General features: G+C 72.0%; 17 protein-coding genes. 9 read left to right on the top strand and 8 right to left on the bottom strand.

The features are described from left to right. Position 1: 1 nt before the first annotated feature. A complete protein-coding gene (locus AB0B72_RS23055; protein WP_367740954.1) occupies positions 2 to 802 on the bottom strand; it encodes a DUF2127 domain-containing protein in 801 nt (266 codons plus the stop codon). Between the two features lie 75 nt (positions 803 to 877). Between AB0B72_RS23055 and AB0B72_RS23050 the strand changes: the two genes are divergently transcribed. The 4 genes from AB0B72_RS23050 (at position 878) to coaE (ending at position 4,824) form a co-directional block, all read left to right on the top strand. Further along, the gene (locus AB0B72_RS23050) at positions 878 to 1,933 is read left to right on the top strand and encodes a polysaccharide deacetylase family protein (protein ID WP_367740953.1); all 1,056 of its coding nucleotides are present in this window, start codon (positions 878 to 880) and stop codon (positions 1,931 to 1,933) included. Between the two features lie 206 nt (positions 1,934 to 2,139). Next, on the top strand, positions 2,140 to 3,606 hold the full coding sequence (gene rpsA / locus AB0B72_RS23045) for a 30S ribosomal protein S1 (protein ID WP_367740952.1): 1,467 nt from the start codon (positions 2,140 to 2,142) through the stop codon (positions 3,604 to 3,606). Between the two features lie 117 nt (positions 3,607 to 3,723). After that, entirely contained in the window at positions 3,724 to 4,191 is a 468-nt protein-coding gene (locus tag AB0B72_RS23040) for a GNAT family N-acetyltransferase (RefSeq protein ID WP_367740951.1), read from the top strand. A 9-nt stretch (positions 4,192 to 4,200) separates the two neighbouring features. Next, positions 4,201 to 4,824 carry a dephospho-CoA kinase gene (gene coaE / locus AB0B72_RS23035; protein ID WP_367740950.1) on the top strand — a complete coding sequence of 208 codons (624 nt, stop codon included), beginning with the start codon at positions 4,201 to 4,203 and terminating at the stop codon, positions 4,822 to 4,824. Between the two features lie 83 nt (positions 4,825 to 4,907). On the opposite strand, the gene AB0B72_RS23030 is transcribed toward coaE, so the two are convergent. Continuing rightward, on the bottom strand, positions 4,908 to 10,553 hold the full coding sequence (locus AB0B72_RS23030) for a TIR domain-containing protein (protein ID WP_367740949.1): 5,646 nt from the start codon (positions 10,551 to 10,553) through the stop codon (positions 4,908 to 4,910). A 109-nt stretch (positions 10,554 to 10,662) separates the two neighbouring features. Between AB0B72_RS23030 and AB0B72_RS23025 the strand changes: the two genes are divergently transcribed. Next, the gene (locus AB0B72_RS23025) at positions 10,663 to 11,853 is read left to right on the top strand and encodes an SLC13 family permease (RefSeq protein ID WP_367740948.1); all 1,191 of its coding nucleotides are present in this window, start codon (positions 10,663 to 10,665) and stop codon (positions 11,851 to 11,853) included. A 74-nt stretch (positions 11,854 to 11,927) separates the two neighbouring features. On the opposite strand, the gene AB0B72_RS23020 is transcribed toward AB0B72_RS23025, so the two are convergent. Genes AB0B72_RS23020 through AB0B72_RS23010 form a run of 3 tightly spaced genes read right to left on the bottom strand, consistent with a single transcriptional unit; the run spans position 11,928 to position 14,433 of the window. Beyond that, positions 11,928 to 12,773: an inositol monophosphatase gene (locus AB0B72_RS23020; RefSeq protein WP_367740947.1), complete on the bottom strand. Its 846-nt coding sequence runs from the start codon at positions 12,771 to 12,773 to the stop codon at positions 11,928 to 11,930. Beyond that, the gene (locus AB0B72_RS23015) at positions 12,746 to 13,399 is read right to left on the bottom strand and encodes a hypothetical protein (protein ID WP_367740946.1); all 654 of its coding nucleotides are present in this window, start codon (positions 13,397 to 13,399) and stop codon (positions 12,746 to 12,748) included. The genes AB0B72_RS23020 and AB0B72_RS23015 overlap by 28 nt, the downstream gene beginning before the upstream one ends. Then, a complete protein-coding gene (locus AB0B72_RS23010; RefSeq protein ID WP_367740945.1) occupies positions 13,396 to 14,433 on the bottom strand; it encodes a hypothetical protein in 1,038 nt (345 codons plus the stop codon). The genes AB0B72_RS23015 and AB0B72_RS23010 overlap by 4 nt, the downstream gene beginning before the upstream one ends. A gap of 299 nt (positions 14,434 to 14,732) precedes the next feature. Between AB0B72_RS23010 and uvrB the strand changes: the two genes are divergently transcribed. Then, entirely contained in the window at positions 14,733 to 16,844 is a 2,112-nt protein-coding gene (gene uvrB / locus AB0B72_RS23005; RefSeq protein WP_367740944.1) for an excinuclease ABC subunit UvrB, read from the top strand. A gap of 72 nt (positions 16,845 to 16,916) precedes the next feature. Here the strand turns inward: uvrB and AB0B72_RS23000 are convergent, their stop codons facing one another. The 3 genes from AB0B72_RS23000 to AB0B72_RS22990 form a co-directional block, all read right to left on the bottom strand. Next, entirely contained in the window at positions 16,917 to 17,504 is a 588-nt protein-coding gene (locus AB0B72_RS23000; protein ID WP_367740943.1) for a Uma2 family endonuclease, read from the bottom strand. 181 nt (positions 17,505 to 17,685) lie between these two features. Continuing rightward, on the bottom strand, positions 17,686 to 18,315 hold the full coding sequence (locus tag AB0B72_RS22995) for a DUF4126 domain-containing protein (RefSeq protein WP_367740942.1): 630 nt from the start codon (positions 18,313 to 18,315) through the stop codon (positions 17,686 to 17,688). Positions 18,316 to 18,432: 117 nt separating this feature from the next. Continuing rightward, positions 18,433 to 19,125 (bottom strand): acyltransferase, encoded by a 693-nt coding sequence (locus tag AB0B72_RS22990; protein ID WP_367740941.1) that lies wholly within the window; start codon positions 19,123 to 19,125, stop codon positions 18,433 to 18,435. Between the two features lie 155 nt (positions 19,126 to 19,280). On the opposite strand from AB0B72_RS22990, the gene AB0B72_RS22985 reads away from it, so the two are divergent. From AB0B72_RS22985 to AB0B72_RS22975, 3 genes are read left to right on the top strand one after another with little or no spacing between them, the layout of a single operon-like run. Beyond that, positions 19,281 to 20,966, top strand: a complete 1,686-nt coding sequence (locus AB0B72_RS22985) for a CTP synthase (protein ID WP_367740940.1) — start codon at positions 19,281 to 19,283, stop codon at positions 20,964 to 20,966. Then, positions 20,963 to 21,574, top strand: coding sequence for an NUDIX domain-containing protein (locus AB0B72_RS22980; RefSeq protein ID WP_367740939.1), 612 nt, complete (start codon positions 20,963 to 20,965; stop codon positions 21,572 to 21,574). Before AB0B72_RS22985 ends, AB0B72_RS22980 begins: the two co-directional genes overlap by 4 nt. 35 nt (positions 21,575 to 21,609) lie before the next feature. Then, entirely contained in the window at positions 21,610 to 22,530 is a 921-nt protein-coding gene (locus AB0B72_RS22975) for a site-specific tyrosine recombinase XerD (RefSeq protein WP_367740938.1), read from the top strand. Positions 22,531 to 22,589 lie beyond the last annotated feature (59 nt).

The following is a 22,589-nucleotide window of genomic DNA, read 5'->3' as shown; positions in this document are numbered from 1 at the left end:
CCTACCGTTCGCGCGGGCGGCCGGCGGGCGCTGAGGGGAGATCCTCGCCGGCGGCCAGGCCGGCCGCCTCGATCTCCAGCAGGCTCGCCTCCTGCCGCTCGGCCTCGTGGGCGGCCCGGCCGCCCCGCAGGCCGAACAGCCGCTTGCTCAGCGCGATGTAGAGCGCCGCGGCGATGTTGACGAGCAGGATCACGACCCGCAGCGCGGTCACCTTCTCGGTCAGCTCGTAGATCTCCACCGGGATGAAGGCCGAGGTCACGACGACCGAGAAGTACTCACCCCAGCGCCGCAGCAGCCACAGGCCCACGCCCTCGGTGACGAGCAGCGCGCCCAGCGCCAGCAGGGCGAGGAAGATCCAGGTCAGCGTGGTGGTCCGGGCCGACAGGAACGTCCTCAGCGTGTGGACCGCGCCTGACTCGTCCAGGTTCCACCCCAGCCGGTCGGCCAGCGGCCGGACCAGCGGAAGATCCTGGTCGAACGCCCGTTGCACGGCGTCGTGCCGCGACCGGAACCGCCACACGCCGTACGCGGCGGCGAGCACGAACACGCCCTTCACCCAGCGGAAGACCGCGATCAGCCGCAGGACCGCCGCGTCCCGCAGGGCCCTGCCGCGCGGGACCACGGGAGCGTGATCCGCCGGGCCGGATCCGTGTGGCGGGCCCAGGACGAAGTCGCCGCAGCGCAGGCAGCGCCACGCCTCTCCCACGGCCGTCGCGGCCCGCAGCCGGTCGCGCAGCGCCTCCTCGTCGGGCGCGTAGGTGACATGGCCGTGCCGCCCGCACACCCTCAGACTCCAGTCCACAGGGAAATTGCAACACATGCGTATACGCACAGGAGCGGCCACTAAGGTCAAATGACTGTGCGAACCCTTGCCCGGATGACGGTCATCGCGAACATGGCTGTGGTGGCCGTCGCCCTCGCCGTGCTCGCCCTGCTGCCGTCGCCGGGCGCGGACGAGCGGACGCGGCCGGTCAAGCCGTCCGCCGTGTCCCCGGCCCTGCCCCACACCGCGACCGCGCCACCGGTGACGGCCACCGCGGAGTCCGCGAAGAAGGTCGGCGCGAACGAGGCCGGCCTGATTCCCGTGATCATGTATCACCGGCTGCTGCCGAAGCGGCTCGCGTCCATCGACCGCACCCCCGCGCAGGTCCGGCGGGAGATGGAGCGGCTGGCCAAGGACGGCTACGTGCCGATCACCGCGGCGGACTTCGTGTCCGGGAAGATCGACATCCCTGCGGGCGGCCATCCCGTCGTCCTCACGTTCGACGACGGCAATCCCAGCCACTTCATGACCGACGACCAGGGGAACCCGCGCAACGACACGGCGGCCGGCATCATCTACGCGATCGCCGCCAAATATCCGAGCTTCCGCCCGGCGGCCACCTTCTGGATCAATCGCCGGCCGTTCGGGCTGCGCGACCCCGCCCGGCAGGCGGAGGCGGTGCACTGGCTGCTCGGCCACGGGTTCGAGGTGGGCAACCACACCTACTCCCACCCCGATCTGCACCGTCTGAGCGGCGAGCGGGTAAGTGAGCAGATCGTCCGCCAGGAGCGGCTCATCAAGAAGCTCGGCGTGACCTCGTCCACCACGTTCGCCCTGCCGTACGGCTCGCGCCCGAAGAAACTGACCCGGGCCCACGACGGGTCGTGGGACGGGACGAAGTACCATTTCGACGGCGTCTTCCTCGCCGGAGCGGAGCCGGCGATTTCGCCCTACGCGAAATCCTTCGATCGGTACGCGATCCCCCGGATCCAGTCCAACGGGAGGCAGGGGGACTGCCGCCGCTGGTGCACGTCCTACTGGCTCGACTGGCTGGACCGGCATCCGCGGGAGCGCTACACGTCCGACGGCGACCCCACCCATGTGTCGGTTCCGCGCAAACTCGCGGGCAAGGTGGCCAAAGGCAGAGCCAAGGCGATCATCGCGTACTGAAGGCCCCCGGGCGGTCCGGATTGACCCCGCCCGCCGGGTCTCATATGCTGATCGCTGCGCTGTGGGCTCGCGCGCGTCTCGGACGGAGCGGGCTCGCGCTCGATCATCCGTTGCTCTTCATCGAACGAGCAGCCTCTGGTGAACGAAAACAGGCCCGCTGCGCTTCTGTCACAACGACATCTGTCCGGTTCGGAGCAATTCCACACATGACGAGCAGCACTGAGGCCACCTCGAGCACCCCGCAGGTAGCGGTCAACGACATCGGTTCCGAGGAGGCCTTCCTCGCCGCGATCGACGAGACCATCAAGTACTTCAACGATGGCGACATCGTTGAAGGCACCGTTGTCAAGGTCGATCGAGACGAGGTCTTGCTCGACATTGGCTACAAGACCGAGGGCGTCATCCCGTCCCGCGAGCTCTCGATCAAGCACGATGTCGACCCGGCCGACGTCGTCGCGGTCGGCGAGCACGTCGAGGCCCTGGTCCTCCAGAAGGAGGACAAAGAGGGCCGCCTCATCCTGTCCAAGAAGCGCGCGCAGTACGAGCGCGCCTGGGGCACGATCGAGAAGATCAAGGACGAGGACGGCATCGTCACCGGCACGGTCATCGAGGTCGTCAAGGGTGGTCTCATCCTCGACATCGGCCTGCGCGGCTTCCTGCCGGCGTCCCTGGTCGAGATGCGCCGCGTCCGCGACCTCCAGCCGTACGTCGGCCGTGAGCTCGAGGCCAAGATCATAGAGCTGGACAAGAACCGCAACAACGTGGTCCTGTCCCGCCGCGCCTGGCTGGAGCAGACCCAGTCCGAGGTGCGCCAGACGTTCCTCAACACCCTCCAGAAGGGCCAGGTCCGCAAGGGCGTCGTCTCCTCGATCGTCAACTTCGGCGCGTTCGTGGACCTCGGCGGCGTCGACGGCCTGGTGCACGTGTCCGAGCTGTCCTGGAAGCACATCGACCACCCGTCCGAGGTCGTCGAGGTCGGCCAGGAGGTCACGGTCGAGGTTCTCGACGTCGACATGGAGCGCGAGCGGGTCTCGCTGTCGCTCAAGGCGACGCAGGAGGACCCCTGGCAGCAGTTCGCCCGGACCCACCAGATCGGCCAGGTCGTCCCCGGCCGGGTCACCAAGCTGGTGCCGTTCGGCGCGTTCGTCCGGGTCGAGGAGGGCATCGAGGGCCTGGTCCACATCTCCGAGCTGGCCGAGCGCCACGTGGAGATCCCGGAGCAGGTCGTGCAGGTCGGCGACGAGATCTTCGTCAAGATCATCGACATCGACCTGGACCGCCGCCGCATCTCGCTGTCGCTGAAGCAGGCCAACGAGGGCGCCGGCGCCGAAGTCGAGTTCGACCCCACGCTGTACGGCATGGCGGCGACCTACGACGACGCGGGCAACTACATCTACCCCGAGGGCTTCGACGCCGAGACCGGCGAGTGGCTCGAGGGCTTCGACAAGCAGCGCGAGGAGTGGGAGCGGCAGTACGCCGAGGCCCAGGCCCGCTTCGAGGCGCACCGCTCGCAGATCGAGAAGGCCCGTCAGGAGGAGGCCGCGGCGACCGAGGCCGCTCCTTCGTCCTACAGCGGCGGCGGTGAGACCACCGCGCAGTCCACCGGTGGCGCCCTCGCCTCCGACGAGGCTCTCGCGGCCCTGCGGGAGAAGCTGGCCGGCGGCCAGAACTGACGCCTCACCGATCAACGGCACGAAGGAAAGGCCCCGCCACGGCGGGGCCTTTCCCCTTTCCGGGCGTCATGTCCCCTCGGTCCCGCAGGTTCACCGGCGCACCGGTAGGGTGCCGATGTGGTGGAGATCGAGCGGGCGGCGCCCGCGGACGCGGGGGAGATCCTCACCCTCCAGCGCGCGGCGTACGTGACCGAGGCCCAGCTCTACGGTGACCCGTTCATCCCGCCGCTGGTCGAGTCGCTCGGCCAGGTCCGGGCGGTGATCGAGAGCGGGGTCGTGCTCAAGGCGACCGACGGCAGCCGCGTGGTCGGCGCCGTGCGCGGCCAGATGTCCGGCTCCACCTGCCTCGTCGGCCGCCTCGTCGTCGCCCCCGACCGGCAGGGCCAGGGGATCGGCGGCCTGCTGCTCGCCGCGCTGCACGAGGCCGTGCCGGACGCGGCGGTGTTCGACCTGTTCACCGGGCACCTGTCCACCGGGAACCAGCGGCTGTACCGCAGGCTCGGCTACCGCGAGACCCATCGCGAGCGCGTGCAGGACCATTTGACGCTCGTCCACCTTCGCCGGGAGCCTGACGCCGCCCGATAGGCTGCTGGCGTGGTGAAGGCAGGCCTCACGGGCGGCATAGGTTCGGGCAAGAGCGAGGTGTCGCGCAGACTCGCGGCCCTCGGCGCGGTCGTCATCGACGCCGACAAGATCGCCCGGGAGGTCGTCGAGCCGGGCACCCCCGGCCTCGCCGAGATCGTCGAGGCGTTCGGCGCCGGAGTCCTCCGCCCGGACGGCGGCCTCGACCGCGAGCGGCTCGGCTCCATCGTTTTCGCCGACCCCGGCAAACTCAAGATCCTCAACGGGATCGTCCACCCGAAGGTGGGCGCCCGGGTGGAGGAGCTCCAGCGCGCCGTGCCGGAAGACGCGGTGGTCGTCTACGACGTCCCGCTTCTCGTGGAGAACGGCCTCGCCTCCCACTACGACGTGGTGATCGTGGTCGACGCGCCGGACGCGACGCGGCTGGAGCGGCTGCGCACGCTCCGCGGCATGGCGGAGACGGACGCCAAGGCTAGGATCGCCGCGCAGGCCTCCCGGGAGGAGCGCCTGGCGGCGGCCGACATCGTGATCGAGAACGAGGGCACGCTGGACGCGCTCGACGCGCGGGTGGCCGAGGTGTGGAAGGACCTGAGCGGCCGTATCCCGCGGGGAGACCGGCCGCGCCCGGCCTCGTGACCGGCGGGCGCCGGCCGACCTCTACCGGCCTGGACCGGCGTGGAACCTGGCTCGGGACCGGCTCAGGAACGGCTCAGAACGGCTCAGAACGGCTCGTCCAGGGCCAGCCGGCGAACCTCGGAGAGATAGTCGTCGAGCTCGCCCGGCTCGAACCGGCACATCCCGATGACGTACCAGAACTGGCCGGCCACGTCGCCTTCGAGCTTGTAGTGCCCGCCGGGGGCGAACGCCGCCCAGCCCTCCGGCAGGGCGAGCAGCGTGGCGCGCCGCTCACGGGTGGCGACGTCCCAGAGGATCACCACGCCGTCGTCCCCCGCGCTGGCGAGCAGGTCGCCCGCGGGGTGGAACGCCACCGACCAGACTCTCCGGGTGTGCCCGGTGAGCGTGTGGAGGAGCGCCCCCGACTCCGGGTCCCACAGGCGCACGACCAGGTCGTCGCCCGCCGTGGCCAGCAGCCCGCCCGAGGGGCTGAACGCCGCGGTCCACAGCCGGCCGGTCCCGGCGTCGAGGACGTGGCGGCAATCGCCCGACGCCACGTCCCACACGCGGGCGGCGCCGTCGTTGCTCGCGCTGGCCAGCAGCCCGCCCCCGGGCGCGAACGCCACGGAGTAGACCCGGTCCTCATGGCCGCGCAGCGTCGCCGAGCACGCGCCGGTCTCCACATCCCACAGCCGTACGTGACGGTCGTCGCAGGCGGTGGCCACGAGCCGTCCGTCCGGGCTGAACGCGATCGAGCGGACCCGTCCCCGGTGGCCGGAGAGCTCGGCGACCTGGCGGCCCGTGGCGCGGTACCAGAGCCGGACGCTGTCGTCGTCGTTGGCGGTGGCCAGCAGCTCCCCGTCCGGGCTGAACGCCTCCGCCCAGACGTGGTCGGTCTCCACGTTGAGCTCGCGCTCGTAGGTGCCGGACGCCGGGTTCCACAGGTAGACGCCGCCGTCGTTGCTCGCGGTGGCCAGAAGGGGCCCGGCGGGGCTGAAGACGGCCGACACGAGCCGGTCGGCGGCCCCGGTGAGCGACCGGAGCCGCCGGCCGGTGCGTGGGTCCCACAAGCGGACGTAGCCGTCGTTGCCGCAGGTCGCGAGCGTGCTGCCGTCCGCGGAGAACCGGACGGCGTTGATCCGGCGGCCGTGGCCGCGCAGCGTGTGCCTGCACTGCCCCGTGTACGGGTCCCACAGGCGGGTGGTGCCGTCGTTGCTGCTGGTCACGAGCTGCTGGCCGTCGGGCCGGAAAGCGAACGGCCACACCGAGCCCCGGTGAGCGGTCAGCTCGGCGCGCAGGGCGGCGGTCGCCGGGTCCCAGACGCGCACCACGCCGTCGCTGTCGCCGGTCGCGAGCAGATCGCCCGACGGGCTGAACAGCACCTGGTAGACGGCGCCGCTGTGCCCCGGCAGGCCGCCCGCAGGCGTGCCGGTCACCGGGTCCCACAGCCGTACGGCTCCGGTGGTGTCGCCGGAGGCCAGCAGGCGGCCGCCGGGGTGGAAGCCGAGGCTGTAGATGCGCCCCGGGTGGCCGGTCAGCTCGTGGAGCGGCTCCCCGGTGCGCGGGTTCCAGATCCGCAGCACGCCCTGCCCGTCGCCGGCGGCCAGGCGGGTGCCGTCCGGGCTGAGGACCAGCCGGTAGACGGCGCCGCTGTGGCCGTGCAGGTGGTGCACGATCCGCCCGGTGGCCAGGTCCCACACGCGGATGGCGCCGCTGGAGTCGCCGGTGACCAGCAGGCCCGGCAGGAACACGGCGGTGTAGATCGGCGCGGTGTGGCCGGGCAGCTCCAGCAGGGGCTCGCCGGACGACCAGACCCGCATGATCCCGTCGGCGCCGCCCGCCGCGACCAGGTCGCCCGAGGTGACGACCGGCCACACGCCGTCCGGGTGGCCGCGCAGGACCAGCCGCTCCTCCCCGGTGGCCGGGTCCCACACCCGGACCGTGCCGTCGCTGGCGCCGGTGACCAGCCCCGCCTCGCCGTACGCGGCCTTGTAGACCCGGCCGCGGTGGCCCTGCAGCGTGCGCAGCGTGGACCCGGAGGCGCTGTCGCAGACCAGCACGCCGCCGTCCTCGCTGCCGACCGCGAACACCCCGCCGTCCGGGCGGTACGCGACGGGCTCGGGCAGCCGGCTGCTCTCGTAGTGGTAGCCGTACGGGACGCCGATGAGCGCGGGCGCCATCTCGGCCGCGACCGGCTGCCCGGGCGCCACGGCCGCGCCGCGCAGCTCGGGGGCGTCGCGGGGAACGCCGGTGGCGTCGATCAGCGCGGCGCGGTCCCAGGTGCTGCCCTCGATCGCCACGTCACGCAGGTCCGCCCGGGCGAGCCTGGCCCGCGACAGGTCCGCGCCACGCAGGTCGGCGCCGGCGAGCACGGCCTCGTCGAGCCGCGCGCCGGCCAGCTTGGCGTCCACCAGCACCGCGTGCGCCAGGTTGGCCCCGAGGAGCTGTGCGTCGGTGAGGTCGGCTCCGGTGAGGTCGACGCCCGACAGCTCGCGGTACGACAGGTCCTCGCCGCTCAGCCGCGCGCCCCGCAGGTTCGTCCTGGCGGGCGTGCGCAGCCGCGTGGTGATCTTGATCGCGTTGGCGCGCGCGACGTCGCCGGCGACGGGCGACGCCAGCGTCCTGGCCGCCCACGTCTGCAGGGCGGACGCTTCGGCGAGGTCGCACAGGAAGTCGACGGTCAGGGCTGATAACGGGTGCAGCGCCAGACCGCCGGGCGCGACCGACAGGTGCCGGGCGACCAGCCATTCCACAACGGAGGTGTGGATGAAGCCGAACAGCCCCTCGTCGGTGCGGACCAGCAGGCTGCCGGCGCCGACCGCGTGCGCCGTCTGCCCGGCCGACAGCCGGCCCTCGGTCATGTCGGTGAGGGTGCCGGCGACCTCGGAGAGCTCCGACAGCCTCAGATAGCTCTCGCCGGTCTCCCACAGGCGCAGGGCGAGGGTGGTCGCGGCCTGCCACAGCTCCTCGCGGGTGAGGCCTCCGGCGGCGCCCGCGACGCCTCCGGTCCTGGCCTCCTCGAAGGCCAGCCACGTGTCGAGGATCTCCTGGTAGAGCCCGGCGGCGCTGATCGCGTCCCCCGCCTGCGCCACGGTGCGCAGCCGCTCCTCCGGGAGGTCGGCGATGAAGCTCAGCATCCGCGGGTTCTGCGCCAGGCCGAGCAGGTCGCCGATGCCGTGCAGCAGGTCCATCCGCTCGTCGGCGGCGTCGCGGGAGCCGTAGCGGTTGACGAGGTAGGCGCGCACCTGGTCCTGGGTGAACTCCTCGATGCCGAGCACCCGGCGGTTGGGCAGCAGGCCGACCTTCTCGCCGAGCGCCGTCATCACCTGGCTGCGCGACTTGAAATGCTGGGTCCGGCTGGCGACGACGATCTTCGCCTTGTCCTCCGCGGCCTGCAGGAGGGTGTCGAGGTGGTCGGCCGCCCGCTCGTAGGTCACCCGGGTGACCAGCTCGTCGAAGCCGTCGAACAGCAGCACGATCCGGCCCTGGCGCAGCATGTAGTTGAACGCCTTGAGGTCGATGAGCTCCTCGCCGTGGTTGGCGAGGTGTGCGGCCACCAGCCCGGGGACCGAGTGCGCCTTGTCGAGGGCGCGCAGCTCGATCAGGATCGGCGTGAGGTGGGGCAGTTCGGCCGGGATCCGGCGGGCCACCTCGTGCAGGGAGAACGTCTTGCCCCGCCCGAAGTCCCCGAGCACGAGGACGAACCGCCCGTGGTCGGCGGCCAGCAGCCGCATGATCTCGCCCGTGAGGTCGTCGCGCACGCCGTCGCCGGGCCGGTCCAGCTCCCGGAACCGCTGCGGCACGTACAGGTCGGGCGGGTAGCGCCGGTCGCCGCGCAGCGCGGCCGTCTGCGCCGCCACGTAGTCGGACAGGTCGAGCAACCCCTGGAACTCGGTGAAGCTGCGCAGCCGCAGCCCTCTGCGCAGCGCGTCGTCGCGCAGGGCCTGCGGGGGAGTGGGGCCCTGGTAGACCAGCTCGGAGCCGTGCTCCAGCCCGGCGCCGTGGACCCGGCCGAGGAACGTGTCGATGCGGTCCTGGCCGAGGGGGCCCACATGGGCGCCGATGAGGAACTGCCGGACGAACCCGTCCTCCGGATGGGTGACGAGCAGGTGCGGCGGGTCGCCCGCGATCCTGCGGATCTTGGCCCGTTCGAACCTCGTCTCGCACACCTCGGCGATCCGGTCGAGCAGCAGGTCGGCCGGGCCGGCCGCCTCGGGCACGTCCTCGGGCTCCGGCGGGGCCGGCTCGGGCCGGCTCTGCGGCCGCCACAGGCGCCAGCCGTACGGCAGGACCTCGGGGTCGCGCAGGCCCGGCCGGTCGCGTGTCCAGCGGCGCAGGCCCTCAGGGGTGATCTCCACGACCTGGTGGCGGCCGGGGGAGAGCGCGGGCAGGCAGGGCATGCCGTCGAGCTCCCAGACGTCCTCAGGGCCGTCGCGCCGGGAGTCGCGCCCGTGCGCGAGCAGGTCGAGGCGGTTGCCGAGCAGTCCGCGCAGCGTGTCGACGTCGCGCAGGCCGTGCTGGGAGGAGCCCCGCGGCGGGTGGGCGACCAGGCCGATGCGCAGCCACCCCTCGAACGGGCGCAGCCGCTCGGCGAACCACGCCGCCTGCGCCTCCCCGACGAAGCCGTGGTCGTCCTCCGCGCGGTGGCTCATCGCGATCGTCGAGTTGAGCCCGGCGACGACCGTGCGCAGCTCGGGGAGCTCGAACAGCGTCCACGGCTGCGCGCTGTCGAACGACGGGCCGTCCAGGCCCTGGTAGATCTCCTTGAACAGGGTGGAGAAATGCCGCCACTTCGGCCAGTACGGCGGCTGCGGGCGCACGTCGTCGGCCTCGCAGGTGGCGAAGTAGGCCCGGCTGGCCGCCTTCGTCACGTCCCTCGGGCCGGGGACGACGACCACGCGCCCCGGCTCCAGGCCCAGCAGCACGCGCAGCCCGGTGAGGAACGCCAGCGCCTGCTCGCACTCGCGGATGCTTCCCGACTCGGTCAGGTCTCCCGTCACCACGAGCAGGTCGGGCCGGGGCACCCCGGCGTCGGCGAGGCGGGTCATGTCGGCCCAGATGCTCGCCTGCAGCTCGCCGGCGTCGAGCGGCTCGTCCGCCTCGGCCAGCCCCCGGCCGAACCGGGGCCCCGACACGTGCAGCATGGTCACAGAGGCGGCGCCGGCCAGCCGGGCGGCGGTCGGGAACGCGGGGGCGACGGCGGGGGTGCGCCGGGCCCGCGGAGTCCGTGCGGCCGCCGCCTCGGCCGGCGGTTCGATCCGCGGCCCGGAGGGGCCGAGGGGGAACCGGGGCTGCTCGGCGGGCTTGGCCCGGCCCGTCAGCGCCTGCCGGATCCGGGTCAGCAGGAGCCGCGCGGCCTCTCCCGGGTCGGCGACGCCGACGAGGTCGACCCAGGTGATGGTGGACAGCAGCCCTTCGAGGGGAGTGTCCTCCAGCCGGACCGTGATCAGCTTGTTGGACGGGTTGTCCGGGTCGGCGCGCAGCGCCGCCTGCCACTCCAGCCGGCCGTACCGGGACTGGAGGTAGTTGCGGGTCAGCACGGCCACCACGAGGTCGGCCTCGCTGACGCCGCGGTCCATGAAGTCGATGAAGTTGGTGCCGGGCACGAAGTCCCAGGCCTGGAGCATGGTCCGGTAGCCGGCCGACTCCAGCTGCCAGGCGATCCAGGTCGCCCAGCGCTCGTCGGCGGGGGAGTAGCTGACGAAGATCTCCGTCCGGGTCTCCGCCCGCGTGTCCTCGCGCCTGCTCATGCGACCGGCCGGGCCTGGCTGTCCGTCATGACGCCAGTATCCCCGGTGCCGCAGGGGCTTCGAAGGGGTTCGATCATTCTGGTGATTGCGGCGGATATAGGGTGTCGGGGTGGCGGGATGGCTGCGGCGGCTGAGCGTTCTCGACTGGATCAGGTTCGGGCTGCTGGGGGCGGGGGTCGTCTTCGTGGCCACCGGGCTGCTGCCCGCCGCGACGGCCAGGGACAGCGTCGGCCGCATCGCGCCCCTGCTGCTGTTCCTCGGCGCGGTGATCGTGCTGGCGGAGCTGACCAAGGAGGCGCAGGTCTTCGACGTCATCGCGGCCCGCATGGCCATCGCCGGGCGCGGCTCCTACCCGGCGCTCTTCCTGCTCTGTACGGCTTTCGCGTCGCTGGTCACGATATTTCTGAACCTGGACACGACGGCCGTGCTGCTCACCCCCGTCATGCTGGCCCTCGCCCCACGGGCCAAGATCGCGCCGCTGCCGCTCGCGATGACCACGGTGTGGCTGGCCAACACGGCGAGCCTGCTGCTGCCGGTCTCCAACCTCACCAACCTGCTCGCGATGAACCGGGTGGCACTCGGCGCCCGCGAGTTCGCGGTGCGGATGCTGGCGCCCGAGGTCGTGTCGATCGCGGTGACCATGGCGTTCCTGTGGGTGTTCTTCTGGCGGCGCGGCGAGCGGGGCGAGGCGCGGTACCAGCCGCCGCCGCCGATCCCGGTCGCCGACCGGGTGCTGTTCGCCGTCGCGGGCACCGCGTGCCTGCTGTTCGTCATCGCGATCTTCGCGGGGGTGAACATCGGCGTCGCCGCCCTGGTCGCCGCCGTGGCGGTGGTCGGCGCCTTCGCCTGGCGGGACCGGGCGAAGCTCGTGTGGAGCCTGCTGCCGTGGCGGCTGCTGGTCTTCGTCACCGGGCTGTTCCTCGTGGTGCCCACGCTCAGCCGGTTCGGGCTGGCCGACGTGATGGAGGCGATCATCGGCTCCGGTGGCGACGGGGACGGCGCCTACCGCGCGGCCGCGGCGGGCGGCGCCCTGTCGAACCTGCTCAACAACCTTCCGGCGTACGTCGCGGGCGAGCAGGTGATCCCCGCCGCCAACCACACGCAGCTGCTGTCGCTGCTCGTCGGCACCAACCTGGGCCCCGTCATCACGCCGTGGGGCTCCCTGGCCACGCTGCTGTGGTTCGAGTGGTGCCGCAGGAGCGAGGTGCGGGTGCCGCTGGCCAAGTTCGTCCTGACGGGGGCGGGCCTGGCCGTGACCGGCCTCGCCGCCACCGTCGGCGCCCTGCTGCTCACCGCTTGACCGCCTCCCGGCGGCCGTTCGCCTGAAAGGGCCGGGGCCGGCCCATCCGGGAGGCCCGTGCGCCCGTGGGGCCGTCAGGAGGGACGGGGCGTGACCGGCGGCAGCGTGGAGGCGAGGGCCGCCGCCTCGGCGACCAGGGCGAGCAGGCCGCCGATGAGCTCCGGCCGCCCGGCGACGAAGCTGTGGCCGTCCGGGGGCCCGTCGACGCCGTCGTCGAAGGGGCCGCCGTCGAGGGCGCGGATCTCCAGGCCCGACTCCCGCGCGAGCAGGGCGCCGGCGGGCAGGTCGACGACCCCCGCGCGATAGCCGATCATGCCGTCGATGTCGCCCCGCGCGAGCATCGCCCACGACAGCAGCGGCGTCCACAGCTGCAGCACCCGCTTGGCGCGGACCTCCATCGTCATCTTCAGCGACCGGACCGCCGGGTCGTCGCGGGCCAGGCCGTACCCCTGGGTCCAGGCCAGCACCGGGCCGTGCCGCAGGTCGCGCGGCGGAGGCCCGGTCAGCGGCCCGCAGGGGCCGACCGCCCCGGCGCCGCGTACGGCGGACCAGGTGTGGCCGCTGACGGGCTCGTGGACGACGCCGACCACCGGCCGGCCCCCCGAGCACAGCGCGAGCCCCACGACGTAGGCGGGCAGGCCGATCGCGACGTTGTTGGTGCCGTCCAGGGGGTCGATGAGCCAGGTCCACTCGCCGCTGCCGTGGACGCCCGACTCCTCCGCGATGATCCGGTGAGAGGGGAACTCCGCCTGGATGCGGTCGAGCAGGATCTTCTCGGCCGCCAGGTCGAGGTCGGTGACCACGTCGCCGGAGCCGCCCTTCGGGCGGACGCCGAGGGCCCCTCCCGCGCGCTCGCGCAGCACGGTCCCGGCGGCCTGCGCTGCCTGAGCGGCTACCCGCCGGGCGTGTTCGAGGTCCATAGGCTTCTCCTGGCCAGTTCGGCGGCGCGGGCGGTTCCGTCGTCGTCGAGGCGCTCGCGCCTCACCTGGTGGGCGGGCGTGCCGAGCGGGCCCAGGGACAGGTCGCCCAGCCCGGGCCTGCCGCGGCCCAGCGCCACCGTCGCGGCCTCGCCGCCCTCGGGGATGACGCTGCTGTGGAAGGCGCCGGCGCTCAGCGTGTAGGTGTCGCCGGGGCCGAACAGCTCGGCCTGTCCGGCGGCGTACCTGACGGTCCTGCCGGTGGGGCGGATCACGTCGCCGTCAGGGGTGCTGACGACCTCGAAGACCCGGTGGGTGGCGTCCCGCGCGGCGTCGGTCACCACCGCGTGGACGTTGCGCACCTCCCCGTAGAGCACGTGGCTGACCAGGTCCCAGCTGTGACAGTGCACCTGGGAGGTGGTGGACCGCGCCTGCGGCAGCGTGGCCGACCACAGGTGCAGGCACACGCCCAGCTCGCCCGCCCGCTCCAGCGGCAGGCAGACGAAGCCCAGGGGATGGCGCACGGCCCTCACCCCGGAGCGGCCCCCGGCGATGTCGCCGAGGACGCCGGACGCCCACTCACGGGCGCCGCCGCCGCGCAGCACATCCAATACATCCTGATATTTCATGATGCGTATGGGTCCTTGGCCCGCAGGGCCTTCCTGGTGATCTCGACGACGTCCCGGTCGGCGTACGACCTGGGCAGGGAGAGGTCGATCCGGTCGAAGAGCCTGCGGACCTCCTCCACGGTGGGCTCGTCGCTCAGGGGCACGGCCTTGTAACGGTCGATCGGCACCCGGCGGGCCTGCTCGAAGCTGGTGCGCAGCTCGGTGTCGCAGCTCTCGTAGTAGAACGTGCCGCTGGCGGCCGTCATGGCGCGGTTGGGGTCCTCCACCGTCATGATCACGGCGTGGCCGGACAGGTCCCACCGGAAGGTCGTCATCACCGCGGAGAGCCCGACCCCGATGTCCAGCAGGCCGTACCGCTGCCGGTACCAGAACGCGGCCAGCACGGTCGCGAACGACTCCTTCCTGGCCCGTTCCGTCGTCCACACCTCCCCGGTCCCGTCGGGGCGGTCGGACAGCGAGCGGCGGTAGTGCGCGTAGCTCTCGCAGACCTCCTCGTCCGCCGGGTCGATGATCTCCACCCGGATCGTGAGGTGCCGCCTCTCGCGACGGGCGGCGGCCACGCACTCGGGGAGCGTGACGGCCCGCATGTAAGTGCCGGTGCCGCCCTTGAACGTCCACCGGTCGGTGCCGCGCCGCGCGTCCGCGTGCGCCTGCGCGATCTCCTGCTGGCTGCCGAGGATCCGGACGACGGACATGTCGGCCAGCGCCTGGCGCGCGCCCGCCACCAGCGACTCGATCTGGTCCAGGCGGTGCAGCCGCTCCGGCAGCTGGGAGAGCACCGCCGAGGAGGCGTGCATCGCCTCCTCGACCGGCTCCTGGCGGACCCGGTCGCGCAGCAGCGCCGTGGCGACCAGCGCGAGGATCACCAGTGTCGTTCCGCTGACCAGCTGGGACTGCACCTTGTCAGGGACCACCGTGTCGGGCAGGACGCCCAGCACGCCGACCGTGACGGCCAGCACGAGCGCGATCGCCCCGTCGATGTTCTTGGCCGCCCACGCCAAGGCGCGGCCGACCGCCTCCCTGAAGTCCGCCATAGGTCAGCCCCGCATCCGCCGGTGTCGCCCCCGCACTGATCGTAACCACCTGGTCATGCTCCGGCAAAGGCCCGTCATCGCCGTACGGCTCCCGGGTGTGGACGCGGGGGCCGTACGGGGTGGTCCGGGCACGGATCCCTTCCCGGGGCGGCCTTTCGCGGGCCCGGGGACCGGCGGGCGGAGAGAGGACCGGAATTGTCGGTGGCGCCACGTAGGTTATGGAGGTGTGGGAGCCCTACGCGGCGAGCGGCACTGCCGCCGGGGGACGTGGCGTCCGCGGAGCGAGCGAGGAGCGGCCGATGACATCGATGACCGATCTGCGGCGGAGTGTGGCGCCCTTCGAGGTCGTCACCGAGATGACGCCGTCCGGCGACCAGCCCACAGCCATCGAGGAGCTCGAGCGCCGCGTCAGGGCGGGTGAGAAGGACTCCGTACTGCTGGGGGCCACCGGCACCGGCAAGACGGCCACCGTGGCCTGGCTGATCGAGCGGGTCCAGCGGCCGACGCTGGTCATGCAGCCCAACAAGACGCTCGCCGCCCAGTTCGCCAACGAGCTGCGTGAGATGCTGCCCAACAACGCCGTCGAGTATTTCGTGTCGTACTACGACTACTACCAGCCCGAGGCGTACGTCCCGCAGAGCGACACCTACATCGAGAAGGACTCCTCGATCAACGAGGAGGTGGAGCGGCTGCGCCACTCCGCGACCTGGTCGCTGGTGTCCCGCAGGGACGTCGTCGTGGTCGCCTCCGTCTCCTGCATCTACGGCCTGGGCACCCCGCAGGAGTACGTCGACCGGATGGTGGGGCTCAAGGTCGGCCAGCGGATCGAGCGCGACCAGCTCCTGCGCAGGCTCGTCGACATGCAGTACGCGCGCAACGACCTCGCCTTCACCCGCGGGACCTTCCGGGTGCGGGGGGACACGGTGGAGATCATCCCCGTCTACCAGGAGCTCGCCGTCCGCATCGAGATGTTCGGCGACGAGATCGAGAAGCTGGCCACGCTCCACCCGCTGACCGGGGAGGTCGTCAGCGAGGACGACGAGCTGCACATCTTCCCGGCCACCCATTACGTCGCCGGCCCCGAGCGGATGGAGCGGGCGATCAGCGGCATCGAGGCCGAGCTGGCCGAGCGCCTCGCCGATCTGGAGCGCCAGGGCAAGCTGCTGGAGGCCCAGCGGCTGCGCATGCGCACGACGTACGACATCGAGATGATGCGCCAGATCGGCACCTGCGCCGGCATCGAGAACTACTCCCGCCACATCGACGGCCGCGAGCCGGGCACCGCGCCGCACACGCTGCTCGACTTCTTCCCGGACGACTTCCTGCTCGTCCTGGACGAGTCGCACCAGACGGTGCCGCAGATCGGCGCCATGTACGAGGGCGACGCCTCACGCAAGCGGACCCTCGTCGACCACGGCTTCCGGCTGCCGTCGGCGATGGACAACCGGCCGCTGAAGTGGGAGGAGTTCCTGGAGCGGATCGGCCAGACCGTCTACCTGTCCGCCACCCCCGGCCCCTACGAGCTGGGCCGCAGCAAGGGCGACGTGGTGGAACAGGTCATCCGCCCCACCGGCCTGGTCGACCCGGAGGTCGTGATCAAGCCCACCAAGGGCCAGATCGACGACCTCATGGAGGAGATCCGGGTCAGGGCCGCCAAGGACGAGCGGGTCCTGGTCACCACGCTGACGAAGAAGATGTCGGAGGACCTGACCGACTACCTGCTGGAGAACGGCATCCGCGTCAGGTACCTGCACAGCGAGGTCGACACGCTGCGCCGGATCGAGCTGCTGCGCGAGCTCCGGATGGGCGAGTTCGACGTGCTGGTCGGCATCAACCTGCTCCGCGAGGGCCTCGACCTGCCCGAGGTGTCGCTGGTGTCGATCCTCGACGCCGACAAGGAGGGCTTCCTGCGGTCGGAGACCTCGCTGATCCAGACCATCGGCCGCGCCGCGAGGAACGTGTCCGGCCAGGTGCACATGTACGCCGACAAGATCACGCCCAGCATGGAGCGGGCGATCGAGGAGACCAACAGGCGCCGGGCCAAGCAGGTCGCCTACAACGAGGCCAGGGGCATCGACCCGCAGCCGCTCCGCAAGAAGATCGCGGACATCCTCGACAGCCTCGCCCGCGAGGACGCCGACACCGCCCAGCTTCTCGGGGGCGGCGGGCGCCAGCAGTCGCGCGGCAAGGCACCCGTGCCCGGCCTCGCCTCCCGCCAGGCCGGCCAGCACGCGAAGTCGATCGCCGGCGAGATGCCGAGGGCGCAGATCGAGTCGCTGATCGCGTCGCTCACGGAGCAGATGCACACGGCCGCCGCCGAGCTGCAGTTCGAGGTGGCCGCCCGGCTCCGCGACGAGATCAAGGAGCTCAAGCGCGAGGTCCGCGACATGCGCGAGGCCGGGGTGAAGTGACGCCGATCCTCGCCTGAGCTGTCCGCGGCCGACGCCGGTCGCCCGGGGGACGCGGTCACGTCCGGCCGGCTGTCAGCCGAGCAGGCGGCTCAGGTCGAGATCGATGTCGACGTCGAACCCGACGTAGGTTGTGAGCCGCTTGCGATGGATACCTGTCGGAACGTAGGCCTTCACGCTCGGCTCCAGTTCGAACGTGTAGACGAGGGGTTCCTCGTCCTCCAGCTCGACACGCCAGAGATATCTGATGCCGGCGTCGGAGTACTTGATCGGCTTGGTGGTCCGATCCCTTTCCTCCGAATCGGGCGAGACGACCTCCACGACGAGATGGACCTCCTCAGGCCGGTAGGAGGTCTTGCGGAGATCCGCGAGCGCCTGCCTGTCCACCACGAGGACGTCAGGCTCGGGCCTTTGCCGGATTCCCAGCGTCATCGACATCTCACGCGCGACGGCGAGGTGGTCCGGGGGCCGGATCCCCAGCTCACGATCGACGAGCAAGTTGATCATGAGCATGTGGAAATTGGTCTGGGGCGACATCATGATGAGGGATCCATCGATCAGCTCGACGTGCCGCGGGGCGTCGGGGGGAAGATGATCGAGCATGTCGGCGGTCCACCCGCCCGGGGGCCCAGGGTAGAACCAGTCAGGCAGCGCCGCGGTCATCCGCCGTCCTCCTCAACCCGTGGAAGTTACGGACCATCACTATCTTGCCACCGGCTGTAGTAGTGGGCGATGGAAAACCCGATGCGGTCTCGACGACGGCCGGGTGGCCGGGCGGGGCGGCCACGCCGGGCTGACGGCCTCGCGGCATCTACGCGCGGATGGCCGGCAGCCGGGCGCGGGGCTACCAGGTGGACTCTCCCGGCTGACCCGCCGGGGCGGTGCCGGCGCGCTCGCGGCGCGACCGGCGGTAGCGCCGGACCCGGCGGACGAGCCGCCACCCCACGAGGGCCAGCACGGCGATCGCCACGATGACCAGCACCGGCAGGAAGACCGCGATCAGGCTCATCCCCAGCGAGCTCGCGTCCTCCACGGTGCTGACGATGGGCGCGCCCACACCGACGGTCGTGGCGTTCACCACAGGGCGCGCCCCCGCCTTCACCAGGTGCACGACGAGGGCCACCACGATGCCGAGCATCCATGCCACGGCCGGGTGCTCGGCCATCCAGGTCGAGTGGTCGAGCTGGGCCGCCGCGGTGGTGGCGCTGAACACCACGCCGCCCGCCGCGGGCCGCACGGCCGTCTGGATGATGTCGTTGACGTGGTCGACCACGGGCACCTTGTCGAGCACGAACTCGGCGGTCAGCAGCACCGCGACGATGGCGAGGACCCAGCCTTCGGACAGCCAGCCGTACTGGGCCGGGAGCTTCACCGCGTCGGTGAAGTGGGCGAGCAGGCCGACGACCATCAACGGGATGTACGCGTTGAGCCCGGCCGCGGTCGACAGGCCGAGCCCGGTGAGCGCCGCGAACATGATCACCCTCCTCGGAAGCGGGGGCTTGGCGACGCCCCACGAGACGACAACGGACCGCCCCGCCTCCGGGTGCCCGTGATCCGGGTGCTCGAACCTCGGCTGCCGGACGGCGGTCCGCTATGCCGTACGGGACCCGTGCTCGGTCAGGGGGGCGGCGGCGGGCAGGGGAGCGGTGATGCGGATCGCGGAGGGGCTGTGCCAGCCGAGGCCGGGGGAGTGGCGCCGCACGACCCTGGCCGGGACGCCCGCGATGACGGAGTGGTCGGGGAACTCGCCGCGCACGACGGCGCCACCGGCGACCACCGACTGGCGGCCGATCCGCGTCCCCGGGAGGATGATCGCGCCGGTGCCGATCCAGGAGCCCGATCCGATGGCGACCGGCTTGTTGCGCGGCCACTGCCGCCCGATGGGGGTCTCCGGGTCGTCGTACACGTGGTTCTGGTCGGTGATGTAGACGTAGGGGCCGGTGAAGACGTCGTCGCCGATGTCGATCGACTGGTGGCCGACGATGTGGCTGCCCCTGCCGATCGAGCAGCCGCTGCCGATCCGCACGATCGTGTCAGGGCCGAGGTCGACCCCCGGGCCCATCCCCGCGGAGATCGAGACGCGCTCGCCGACGAGCGTGTGGGCGCCGATCTCGATCCACGCCTCACCGAAGATGGCGCCCTGGGGGAAGGAGACGCAGGCGCCCTCGCCCAGGCCGCGGAACCGGTAAGCGCCCGTGGACCCCGGGCTCAGGGCCGCCGCCTCCCGCACGTAGGCCCATCCGCGGTGGACCAGACGGCCGACGGCGCGCTTCACGATCGACATAACCGCACAAGTTACCGGTTGGTCGGCTCGCCCGCTATGGCAGGTTCGCGCACGTGGAGGGCCCGATAACGCCCAGCGTTTGATAATCTGAGAGCCCGTGGGCATCGCGGCCCCCACATGGGCGGCCGGATAGACAACGACCACGGGAGCCATCTTTGCGCAGCGCCGCCCAGACCAGGCACACAACGACCAAGCATCTGTTCGTCACCGGCGGCGTCGCCTCCAGTCTGGGCAAGGGGCTCACCGCCTCCAGCCTTGGGCGCCTCCTCAAGCTGCGGGGCCTTCGGGTCACCATGCAGAAGCTCGATCCCTACCTCAACGTGGACCCCGGGACGATGAACCCGTTCCAGCACGGCGAGGTGTTCGTCACCGACGACGGCGCGGAGACCGACCTCGACATCGGCCACTACGAGCGGTTCCTCGACACCGAGCTGCACGGCTCCGCCAACGTCACGACCGGCCAGGTCTACTCCAACGTGATCGCCAAGGAGCGGCGCGGGGAGTACCTCGGCGACACCGTGCAGGTGATCCCGCACATCACCAACGAGATCAAGGACCGCATCCGGGGCATGGCCGGCCCCGGCGTCGACGTGGTCATCACCGAGGTCGGCGGCACCGTCGGCGACATCGAGTCGCTGCCGTTCCTCGAGGCCGTACGGCAGGTCCGCCACGAGGTGGGCCGCGACAACGTCTTCTTCCTCCACGTGTCGCTCCTGCCGTACATCGGCCCGAGCGGCGAGCTGAAGACGAAGCCCACCCAGCACTCGGTGGCCGCCCTGCGCAGCATCGGCATCCAGCCCGACGCCATCGTCTGCCGCTCCGACCGGCCAATCACCACCTCGCTCAAGCGCAAGATCAGCCTGATGTGCGACGTCGACGAGGACGCCGTGGTCTCGGCCGTCGACGCCGCCTCGATCTACGACATCCCGAAGGTGCTGCACACCGAGGGGCTCGACGCGTACGTCGTCAGGAGGCTCGGCCTGCCGTTCCGCGACGTGGAGTGGACGGAGTGGGACCAGCTCCTGCGCCGGGTCCACCGGCCCGCCAAGGAGGTCACGATCGCGCTGGTCGGCAAGTACATCGACCTGCCCGACGCGTACCTGTCGGTCACCGAGGCGCTGCGCGCGGGCGGGTTCGCCAACGACGCGCGGGTCAACATCCGGTGGGTGAAGAGCGACGACTGCCAGACCCCGGAGGGGGCGGCGCGCGAGCTCGACGGCGTCGACGGCGTGCTGATCCCCGGCGGTTTCGGGGTCCGCGGCATCGAGGGCAAGGTCGGCGCCGTACGGCACGCCCGCGAGCAGAAGATCCCGCTGCTCGGCATCTGCCTCGGCATGCAGTGCATGGTCATCGACGCCGCCCGCAACCTCGCGGGGATCGAGGGGGCCGACAGCACGGAGTTCGACCCCGAGGCCGCCGACCCGGTCATCTCCACCATGGCCGACCAGGAGGACGTCGTCGCGGGCGAGCGTGACATGGGCGGCACCATGCGGCTCGGCCTCTACCCGGCCAAGCTCGGCGAGGGCACCCTCGCCCGGCAGCTGTACGGCAAGGCGAAGGTGGAGGAGCGGCACCGGCACCGCTACGAGGTCGGCAACTCCTACCGGGAGCGGCTGGAGAAGGTCGGGATGGTGTTCTCCGGGCTGTCGCCCGACGGCCGCCTGGTGGAGTACGCCGAGCTCGCCGCCGACCAGCACCCGTTCTTCATCGGCACCCAGGCGCACCCCGAGTTCCGTTCCCGCCCGACGCGCGCCCACCCGCTGTTCAAGGGCCTGGTCCACGCGGCCCTGGTCTACGCGGGCGACCGCGAGGCCGTCACGAAGGCGGGGCGTGCCAAGTGAACGTCGAAGACTCCGAGGAGTCGTGGGAGGTCGTCGCGTCGGCCGACCGGTTCGCCGGGCGGGTCATCTCGGTCCGCACGGACACGGTACGGATGCCGGGCGGGGTGGTGGCCGACCGCGACTACGTCGTCCACCCCGGCTCCGTCGCGGTGATCGCGCTCGACGACGACGAGCGCGTGCTGCTGATCCGCCAGTACCGCCACCCGGTGCGGCGCCTGCTGTGGGAGCTGCCCGCCGGCATCCGCGACGTCCCGGGGGAGCCGCTGGTCCACTGCGCCGCGCGGGAGCTGGCCGAGGAGGCGTCCTACCGGGCCCGCACCTGGCACACGCTGGTGGACGTCTTCACCTCCCCCGGCATGTCGGGCGAGCGCATCCGGATCTTCCTCGCCCGCGACGTGGAGGCGATCCCGGAGGAGGAGGTCTCCTTCGTCCGGCAGCACGAGGAGACCGACATGCCGGTGGTGTGGATCCCCCTGGGAGCGGCCGTGGAGAAGGCGCTCACCGGTATGATCCACAATTCTCCGGCAGTGGCCGGTATCCTCGCCGCGTACGCCGCTTCCGCCGACGGTTTCAAGGGACTTCGGCCCGCCGACGCACCGGAGGCATGAGTCCGTAGGGGGACGTTCTGAGCGAGCCCGAGGCGGTGCTGTCCAGTTATCTCGCCCATCTGGCGGTGGAGAGAGGGCTGTCTGCCAACACGCTCGCGTCCTACCGGCGTGACCTGCGGCGTTACCTCGCGCACATCAAGGGGCGGGGGCTGGAGACGTTCGGGCAGATCGCCGAGTCCGACGTCGTCGCCTTCCTCGCCGCGCTGCGCGAGGGGGACGACGAGCACCCGGCGCTGGTCGCCAGCTCGGCGGCCCGCGCCGTGTCCGCCGTACGGGGCCTGCACCGGTTCGCCCTGCGCGAGGGCGTCTCCGGCCACGATCCCGCGCACGAGGTCCGTCCGCCGCGCCAGCTCCGCAGGCTCCCCAAGGCGATCACCGTCGCCGAGGTGGAGCGGCTGATCGCGGCGTGCGGGCCCGGGGAGTCGCCGCTCGCCCTGCGCAACCGCGCGCTCCTCGAGGTCCTGTACGGCACGGGCGCGCGGATCTCCGAGGCGGTCGGCCTTGCGGTGGACGACGTGCCCACCGGGCCGGCCGCCGGGCGCGACCACGACCAGGTGCGGCTGCGGGGCAAGGGCGGCAGGACGCGGATCGTGCCGGTGGGCAGCTTCGCCCGCCAGGCGCTCGACGCGTACCTGGTCAGGGCGCGGCCCCTGCTCGCCGCGCACGGCCGGGGGACGTCCGCGCTGTTCCTGAACGCGCGGGGCGGCCGGCTCACCCGGCAGGGCGCCTGGGAGGTGCTCCAGGCGGCGGCGGAGCGAGCCGGGCTTTCCGGTGTTTCTCCGCACATGTTGCGCCATTCGTTCGCAACCCACCTCCTCGACGGGGGCGCCGACGTTAGGGTGGTGCAGGAGTTGCTCGGCCACGCCTCGGTGACGACCACGCAGGTCTACACCCTGGTGACGGTCGACAGGCTCCGGGAGGTCTACGCGGCGGCTCATCCCCGCGCGCTGCGTTGAGGACACGACTCCAGCTCGATCCGACCGGGTTCACGGCCCGCCACTCCGCCGCCGGCCGT

Source organism: Microbispora sp. NPDC049125 (assembly GCF_040802045.1).
In the GTDB taxonomy this organism is placed as follows: Bacteria; Actinomycetota; Actinomycetes; order Streptosporangiales; family Streptosporangiaceae; genus Microbispora.
The sequence above is the reverse complement of the archived record's forward strand: the minus strand, read 5'-3'. Positions and strand labels throughout refer to the sequence as shown.